Raw genomic sequence first — 7,750 nt, 5'->3', positions numbered from 1 at the left:
CGGCGGTCCGGACGAGGCGGCTCCCCGCAGGGGCGGCCGGCACGCCGCCGAGCCCCGGCCCAGCGCCCCCGACGAGGCCCCGTCCAGCGGTTCCGACGAGCCCGGCCCCCGCGCGAGCGGACGCCACGAGGCGACGCCGCACGGCAGCGGCTCCCACCCGACCACCCCGCGCGGGGACAGCCCGCGCCCGCTCTCGCCGTCCGACAGCGGCTCCCACCCGCTCTCGCCGTCCGACAGCGGCTCGCACCCGCTCGCTCCGCGCGAGAGCGCCCACGCGCGCCCGAACCCCGAAGACCAGCGACCCGGCACTCCACGTGAGGCACGACACCGCTCCGGCGGCACGCGCCAGGACGAGCAGCGCCCGGTCCGTCCGCAGGGCGAGGACCAGCCCTTCGGCCCACCGCGCGGCGACGAGCAGCAGCGCCCGACCGCGCCGCGCGACGCTCGCCAGCGGCCCGGCGGGGCGTTCGGGGAGCAGCGGCGGCCCGGTCGGCCGTTTGAGGAGCCGCAGCCGCCGCGCGGGCCGCTCGGGGAGGAGCAGCGGCCAGAGGCTCCCCGGCGGTTCGAGCAGCGGCCCGAGGGCGGACGGCGGCCGAACGGAGGTCGCGGCGAGGAGCGTCGTCCGGCCGGGCCGCACACCGGGGACCGGTACCTGGCGGGGCCGGGCGCCGGGGAGCCGCGTCCGGCCGCACCGGCTGAGGACGACTGGCGTCCGGCCAGGCCGCTGCGTGGGGAGGGCCGTCCGGCCGATCCCCGAAGCAGCGGGCAGCAGCCGGTCACCCCTCGGAGCAGTGGGCAGCAGCCGGTCATGCCGCAGACCGGCGGGCAGCAGCCCGTCGACCCCCAGACCAGCGGGCAGCGGCCCGTCGACCCTCGGACCAGCGGGCAGCAGCCGGTCACGCCCCGGACGAGCGGGGGGCACCGGGTGCCGCCCGCCGCGCACGCCGCTCCGCCGCCCTACGCGCCGGCGGGGCCGCGGCCGGGCGAGGAGCAGCCGATCGTGCCCCGGTTCAGCGCGCAGGCGCAGGCCGAGGCCCAGGCGCGCGCGCAGGCCCAGGCCCGGCCCTTCGGCACCGAGGTCACGCGCGCGGACATGCCGCTCAACCCGTCCCAGTACGCGGTCGGCGTCCAGCCCCACCAACAGCCCCAGCAGCACCCCCAGCAGCACCCCCAGCAGCACCCCCAGCAGCAGCATCAGCGGGAGGCCCACGAGGCGGGCTACCAGGCGTATCCGCAGCAGGACGCGCGGATGTCCCCCCGGTCGGACGCTCCCCCGCACGCCGAGGAACCCCGGCGCAAGCGGCGCGGGCTCGTGGTCACGCTGGTGGTCGCGCTCGTCCTGGTCGTCGGTGTCGTCGCCGGGCAGCTCGTGCGGCCGGTGCCCGATCCGGCGTTCGCGCTGTCGCTGCCGTCCGCGAGCCACACCTTCGCCGGGCAGGCGCCCGCGCTGCCGTGGCCCAGGGCCGGGCAGGCGACCGTGTACGTGGACGGCCTGGGCACGATGGGATCGTCCGGCACGGCGACCCCGACGCCCACGGCCAGCGTCGCCAAGGTCATGACCGCGTACACGATCCTGCGCGACAAGCCGCTGGCCAGCGGTGAGGCCGGGCCGAGCTTCACCGTGACGCCGCAGGGCTACGCCGAGCTCCCGCAGCGCAAGGCGCGCGGCGAGTCGCTGCTGGGCATCCGCGCGAACCAGCGGTTCACCGAGCGCAAGGCGCTGGAGGCGCTGCTGGTGATCTCCGCGAACGACGTCGCGCACGAGCTGGCCCGCTGGGACGCGGGGTCGGACCAGGCGTTCGTCCAGAAGATGAACGACGCGGCGCGCTCGCTCGGCATGACGAACACGACCTACACCGACCCGAGCGGCTACGACTCGGCGACCGTCAGCACGGCCGCCGACCAGGTCAAGCTGCTGCGCGCGGCGATGAAGCTGCCCGCGTTCGCCGAGTCGGTCGCGCTGCGCCAGTTCGTCCCGGACGGCGGGGGCCGGCCGCGCAACGCGGGCAACGTCCTGCTCGGCCAGTACGGCGTGGTCGGCGGGAAGACCGGCTACACCGACAAGGCCGGCGGCAACTTCGTGTTCGCCGCGCGCCGCCAGGTGGGCGGGGCGGAGACGCTCATCCTCGGCGCGGTGATGAACCAGCCGTCGCCGAGCGCGATGGGCGCGATCTCCGCGGCGCAGCCGCTGGTCGCGGCGGCGGGGAACGCGCTGGTCAGCGCGACGGTCGCGCCCGCGGGCAGCCGGGTCGCGAAGGTGGACGACGGGCTCGGCGGCGGCGCTCCGCTGCGCGCGGCCAAGCCGGTGACGGTGGTCGGCTGGCCCGGCCTGACCGTCCGGCTCGGGGTGGCCGGGACGCCGCCGAAGACGGCGCCGCGCGGCGCGAAGGCGGGCACGCTGACCGCCGGTGGAGCCCGCGTCCCGCTCACGCTGGACGGTCCGCTGGGCGAACCGTCCCTTCTGCACCGCCTCCTCCGCCTCACCTGAGGACGCGGGCGGGAGACGCCGCGTCCCGCCGCGGGCGACGGGCGGGACGGCGGCGGACGCTCAGGTCGCCGCCTGCGCCTCCGGCGTCCCGCCGCGCTCGGAGGCGAGGGCCCCGGCCAGGACGAGGCGTCCGGACGTCCGGACCATGTAGGTGACCTCGTCGAGCGGACGGCGCAGCGAGGTCAGCGCGACCAGGGCCGCGAGCAGCGTGTGCCCGAGGACGATCTCGACGGCGTCGCGGTCGGGCACCGGGTCGCCGATCGCCGCGGACAGCCGGTCCCGGACGAACAGGAACAGCACCGTGCGGGCGTCCTCGACCGACGGGTCGTCCGAGGTCACCGCCTGGATGATCGCCGAGGTCAGGGTCAGCTCGCCGGACGCGATCTCCACGATCCGCTCCAGCAGCGAGGTGAGCCGCTCGGTGGGGGTGGCGCCGACCGCGAGCGCGTCGATGTCGGCGGTCACCCGGTGCGCCCAGGTGGCCGCGACCTCGGTGAGCAGGTGGTCCTTGGTGGCGAAGTACCGGTACACGGTGGCGCGCGCGACACCGGCGCGGTCGGCGACGTCGTGCATGGTGACGGCCTGGTAGCCGCCCTCGTCCGCCAGCGCGCGGGCCGCCTCGAGCAGCCGCTCCCGGCGGGCCTGCTGATCCTTCGTCAACGTCCTCGTGACGGTGATCCGCACGCCGCCACCCACACTGCCGCTCAACGCGCCTCCTCGATCGACGCCCCATTGTCCCGCAGATCGGGCCGCGGCACCGGGGACGCGGTCGAATCGAGACCCCGCGCACCGGGGAACGGCGTCGACCGGGCCCGCCGGGCTCCGGAGCGGCCGGGCGGGCGGCGTTCCGGAGGTCGGCGGGACGTGCGGGGGGACGTGCGGGAGGGACGTGCGGCGGGTCAGGCGACGACGTCGAGCCTGCGGCGGTGCTCGGCCCACTGGAGGGAGTGCCGGATGGCGTCGCCGATGGTGAACTCGGGCTTCCAGGCGAGCACCTCCCACGCCTTGGCGGGATCGACGAACGCGCCGACGACGTCCCCCGGACGGGCCGGGGCCTCCTCCACGAGGAAGCCGTCGCCGACGACCGCGCGGAAGGCGTCCACCAGCTCGCGGACGGTCGTGCCGTCCCCGGTGCCGAGGTTGACGACCTCGTAGGGGGACGGCGCGCCCGCCGGACGCGCCGGCGGGACGATCGTGTCGAAGCGCTCCACCGTCGTGACGAACGCCCGCGCGATGTCCCACACGTGGATGTAGTCGCGGATCGCCGTGCCGTCGCGGGTGGGCCAGTCCACGCCCGTGATCCGGAACGGGACGCCCGACTCGTACGACTCGATCATCTTGCCGAGGGCGTGCGTCGGCTTGCTGGACTGCAGGCCGGTGCGCATCCTCGGGTCCGCGCCGATCGGGTTGAGGTAGCGCAGCGACACCACGCGCAGCCCGTAGGCCGCCGCCAGGTCGCGCAGCGCGGTCTCGGCCATCGCCTTCGAGCGCGTGTAGGGGTTCTGCGGGTCCAGCTCGGACTCCTCGGTGACCGACAGGTCCGCGGACGCCAGCTCGGACTCCTCGGTGACCGACAGGTCCGCGGACGGCCGGTACATGCCCGCCGTGGACGCGAACACCATCCGGTCGCAGCGGTTGCGCCGCAGGTGCTCGGCGAACTCCAGGGTCCGGGTGAGGTTGACGCGGTAGTAGCGGGCGGGGTCGCTCATCGAGTCGGGCACGACGATCAGCGCCGCGCAGTGCACGGCGGCGGCGATGTCCGGCTGCTCGGCGAAGATCCGGTCCACCAGCGCGCCGTCCCCGATGTCGCCCTGGTAGAAGATCTTGCCCTCGGTGAACTCCGGACGCCCGGTGACCAGGCTGTCGAGCACGACGGGCGTGACACCGCGCTCGGCGAAGGCCGACGCGACGGTGCTGCCGATGAACCCGGCGCCCCCTGTGATCAGGACCTTCACTTGACTTCCCCTTACCGAAGTTTGCTCCCCGTGGCTCGGTATGCACAGAATCCGCATAGGTGCGCACAGGGTCAACGCCGCGTTCACCAAGTGACCGGGACCGGACGCGGCGCGGGACGCGGGCCGCGGGGACGGGCGGGGCATGCCGATGCGGGCGGTACGTCCCGATGCGGGTGGGACGGGGTGTCCGGGGCGCGTGGGGCGGGTGGCCTCCGGGACGGGGGAACGTGTCCGCTGCCGGACGCCGGTCTACAGCGTTTGCGGGATCCGCTACCGCCGGGTACCGGCGATGGTGGCCGGATGCAGCCCACCCGGGTCCTCATCGTGGACGACCACGCGCTTTTCGCCGAGGCGCTGTCGGCACGGCTCGGCCGCGAGCCGGACCTGGTCGTCCTGCCCGTCGCGGCGGCGGGCCGGCAGGCGCTGTCGCTGGCCGCCACCGAGCGCCCGCACGTCGTGCTGCTCGACCTCGACCTCGGCCCCGAGAACGGCCTGGACGTGCTGGCCCGGCTGCGCGAGCGCCATCCGGACGTGCGGGTCGTCGTGCTGACCGCCGCCGACGGGGTGGACACGATCGTGCGCTGCGTGCGGCGCGGCGCGGTCGGGTTCCTGTCGAAGACCGAGCGGGCGGAGCGGGTCGCGGGCGTGGTCCGGCACGCGGCGCGGCGCGGCGGCTGGATCCCGCCCGACCTGCTGGGCGACGTGCTGCGCCGGCTGCTGTCCGGCCGTCCCGAGCCGGACGGCGCGGACCGGCTGCTCGCCGACCTCACCCCGCGCGAGCGCGAGGTGCTGCAGTGCATGGTGGACGGCCTGAACCGCGCGGAGATCGCCGACCGGCTCGGCCTGTCGGCCAACACCGTCCGCACCCACACGCAGAACCTGCTCGCCAAGCTGGACCTGCACTCGGCGCTGGAGGCGATCACCCTCGCGATGCGCGCCGGAATGCGCCCCTCCGAAGACCCCTGACCCCGCCCGTCCCGTCCTGGCGCGGTGCCCCGGCCCCGTCCTGACGCGGCACCTCCCGGACCCGCTGGACGCGGTGTCTCCTTGGACGCACGCGACGCTCCGGGCACAGCCGAAGGCGCCTTTGGAACGGTCCGGTAGACGGCCTCCGGCCTGCCCGTATGCGGTGAACGCGCAGCGCACGCGGTCGGGGCGCGCCCCCCGCAAACGACGTAGCCGAGTCGTATTTGTGGGCGATTCGATCTTTATGCCCCCTTCCTACGCTCGCGGTGTCAGGACAGGCGAGGGGGCGTTGCCGTGGAGCTCGACGAGGTCGCCGCCCGGGTGATCCGCACCTACTGGGCGCTGCTGCTGGTCGCGACCGTGGTGCCGCTCGTGGCCGTGTACATGCTGATGGACGGCCGGACGCCGCCCGCCGCCGCGCAGGCCCGGGTCGTGGTGCCGGGCGGGGCCGCCGCCGGGGCCGCCGGGGACAACGGGGTGAGCGCGGCGGTCAGCACCGTCAAGGCGTTCGCCACCGGCCACGACCTGCTCGCCCAGGTCATCCGGAGCGGCCGGCTGGCGCGCGACCCCGACAAGGTGGCCAAGCAGATCACCGTGAAGGGGCTCGGCACGTCCACCGTGGTCGAGCTGTCGGTCAAGGACCCGGACCCGGCCGTCGCGCTGAAGCTGACGCAGTCGATCGCGACCGAGACGGTGCACGACATCAACACCTCCAACCAGAGCGCGATCCAGAACCAGCTCGGCCAGATCAACCAGCAGATCACCGCGCTGGAGAAGCAGCAGGCGGACGCCTCGCCGGGGCCGCCGACCGACCGGATCCTCACCCAGCTCACCGACCTGCGGGCCAGCCGGAGCGACCTGCGCACGCAGCTCAGCACGGCCGGGAACGCCTCGATCGCGCAACCCGCGATCGCCGCGCCGAAGACCGACCCGAAGGTGATGATGACCGCCGTCGCCGGGCTCGGCGGGCTGGTGCTCGGCATCCTCGCGGCGGTCGTCGCGGAGATGGTCCGGCCGACCGTGCCGGGGCAGCGGCGGGTGGCGCGCAGGCTGGACGTCCCGCTGCTCGGCCGGCTCGGCGGCTCCCCGGCGGAGACGGCGGCGCTCGGCCGCAGGATCCTGCTGGCCGCGCGGCGGGCCGGGGCCGGGCAGGTCACCGTCGTGTCGGCGCAGGGCGGACCGCTGCCCGCCGAACTGGTCTCGCAGCTCGCCGAGGCGGTGTACGGCGACCGGACGCGCGTCGTGCCGTCCGCGTCCGTCGCTTCCCCCTCGCCGGCTTCGGCGTCGGCTTCGGCGTCAGCGTCGGGGTCCTCGGGATCGGCCGGCGGGGGCAAGAGCCGGTTGAACGGCAGGAGCCGTCCGTCCGCCACGGACGGGGAGGGCGAGGGCGGCGAACCACGCGACGCGGGCGCGGCGGCCTCGGACGAGACGCCGTCCAGCACCGTCGTGCGGGCGGCCGGCCCCGCGGTGATGACCCGCGAGGCCGACGGCCCGGTCTCCCCGCTGGAGGCGGCGCGGCCGGTGGAGGCGCGACCGGTGGAGGCGCGGGCGGTCACGCCGGTGCACGCGTTCGAGGACGTCGATCCGTCCGCCGACGTGCGGTGCGGCGTGGTCGCCGTCGCCGGGCCGGTGACGCCCGTCGCGGGCCTGGAGTCGGTGCGCGACCTGGTCGCCGCGTCCGGCTGGCCGCTGCTCGGGGTCGTCGCGACCAGCCGGAAGATCAAGGGGTAGCGCAATGAGCCAGCACACCGCGCAGGGGAACGGCCGGAACGGCACGGACGCCGCGGACGGTACGGACGCCGCGAACGGCTCGGGTACCGGGAACGGCTCGGGCGGCAAGGTGCCGTTCGCCGTGCCGTCCTTCGCGGACGGGGTCGCCGAGCGGGTCACCGAGACGCTGACCTCCGGCTGGGTGACGACCGGCCCTCAGGTCGCCGAGTTCGAGCGGGACTTCGCCGCCTACCTGGGCGCGGACACCGTGGTGGCGGTCGCCTCGTGCACGGCCGCGCTGGAGCTGTGCCTGCGGGCGCTCGACCTGCCGCCGGGCTCGCCGGTGCTGACTCCCAGCCTGACGTTCTGCGGCGCGGTGAACGCGATCCTGCACGCGGGGCTGCGGCCGGTGCTCGTGGACGTCGACGAGGACACGCTCGTGCCGTCCGAGCGGACCGTCGCCGAGGCCGCCGCGCGGACGCGTCCGCTCGCGATGGTCACGCAGAACCAGGCGGGCTACCCCGTGGACGTGCCCGCGCTCGCCGCCGCCGCCGGACTCGACCGGACGCGCGTCGTGGAGGACGCGGCGCACGGCCCCGGCGCGGCCCGCGGCGGCGTGCGGGTCGGCGCG

Annotated in this window: 6 protein-coding genes; 4 read left to right on the top strand and 2 right to left on the bottom strand. The window is 75.8% G+C overall.

Annotation, left to right across the window (positions count from 1 at the left end; genetic code table 11):
- Positions 1–2,488 (top strand): D-alanyl-D-alanine carboxypeptidase family protein (locus DZF91_RS42095; RefSeq protein ID WP_235834338.1); only part of this gene is annotated, 2,488 nt, incomplete at its 5' end.
- A gap of 60 nt (positions 2,489–2,548) precedes the next feature.
- Here the strand turns inward: DZF91_RS42095 and DZF91_RS16215 are convergent.
- Together DZF91_RS16215 and galE are read right to left on the bottom strand one after the other, a co-directional pair.
- Entirely contained in the window at positions 2,549–3,196 is a 648-nt protein-coding gene (locus DZF91_RS16215; protein ID WP_235834337.1) for a TetR/AcrR family transcriptional regulator, read from the bottom strand.
- A gap of 191 nt (positions 3,197–3,387) precedes the next feature.
- The gene (galE, locus tag DZF91_RS16210) at positions 3,388–4,443 is read right to left on the bottom strand and encodes a UDP-glucose 4-epimerase GalE (RefSeq protein WP_117358299.1); all 1,056 of its coding nucleotides are present in this window, start codon (positions 4,441–4,443) and stop codon (positions 3,388–3,390) included.
- 300 nt (positions 4,444–4,743) lie between these two features.
- Between galE and DZF91_RS16205 the strand changes: the two genes are divergently transcribed.
- From DZF91_RS16205 to DZF91_RS16195, 3 genes are all read left to right on the top strand, one after another.
- Positions 4,744–5,409: a response regulator gene (locus DZF91_RS16205; protein ID WP_117358298.1), complete on the top strand. Its 666-nt coding sequence runs from the start codon at positions 4,744–4,746 to the stop codon at positions 5,407–5,409.
- A gap of 294 nt (positions 5,410–5,703) precedes the next feature.
- On the top strand, positions 5,704–7,140 hold the full coding sequence (locus DZF91_RS16200) for a GumC domain-containing protein (protein ID WP_117358297.1): 1,437 nt from the start codon (positions 5,704–5,706) through the stop codon (positions 7,138–7,140).
- A 4-nt stretch (positions 7,141–7,144) separates the two neighbouring features.
- On the top strand, positions 7,145–7,750 hold a 606-nt coding region (locus DZF91_RS16195), incomplete at its 3' end, for an aminotransferase class I/II-fold pyridoxal phosphate-dependent enzyme (protein WP_147341177.1).

The organism is Actinomadura logoneensis, assembly GCF_003428695.1.
In the GTDB taxonomy this organism is placed as follows: Bacteria; Actinomycetota; Actinomycetes; order Streptosporangiales; family Streptosporangiaceae; genus Spirillospora; species Spirillospora logoneensis.
Note: the sequence above shows the minus strand (reverse complement) of the source record. Positions and strands in the feature narration are given on the sequence as shown.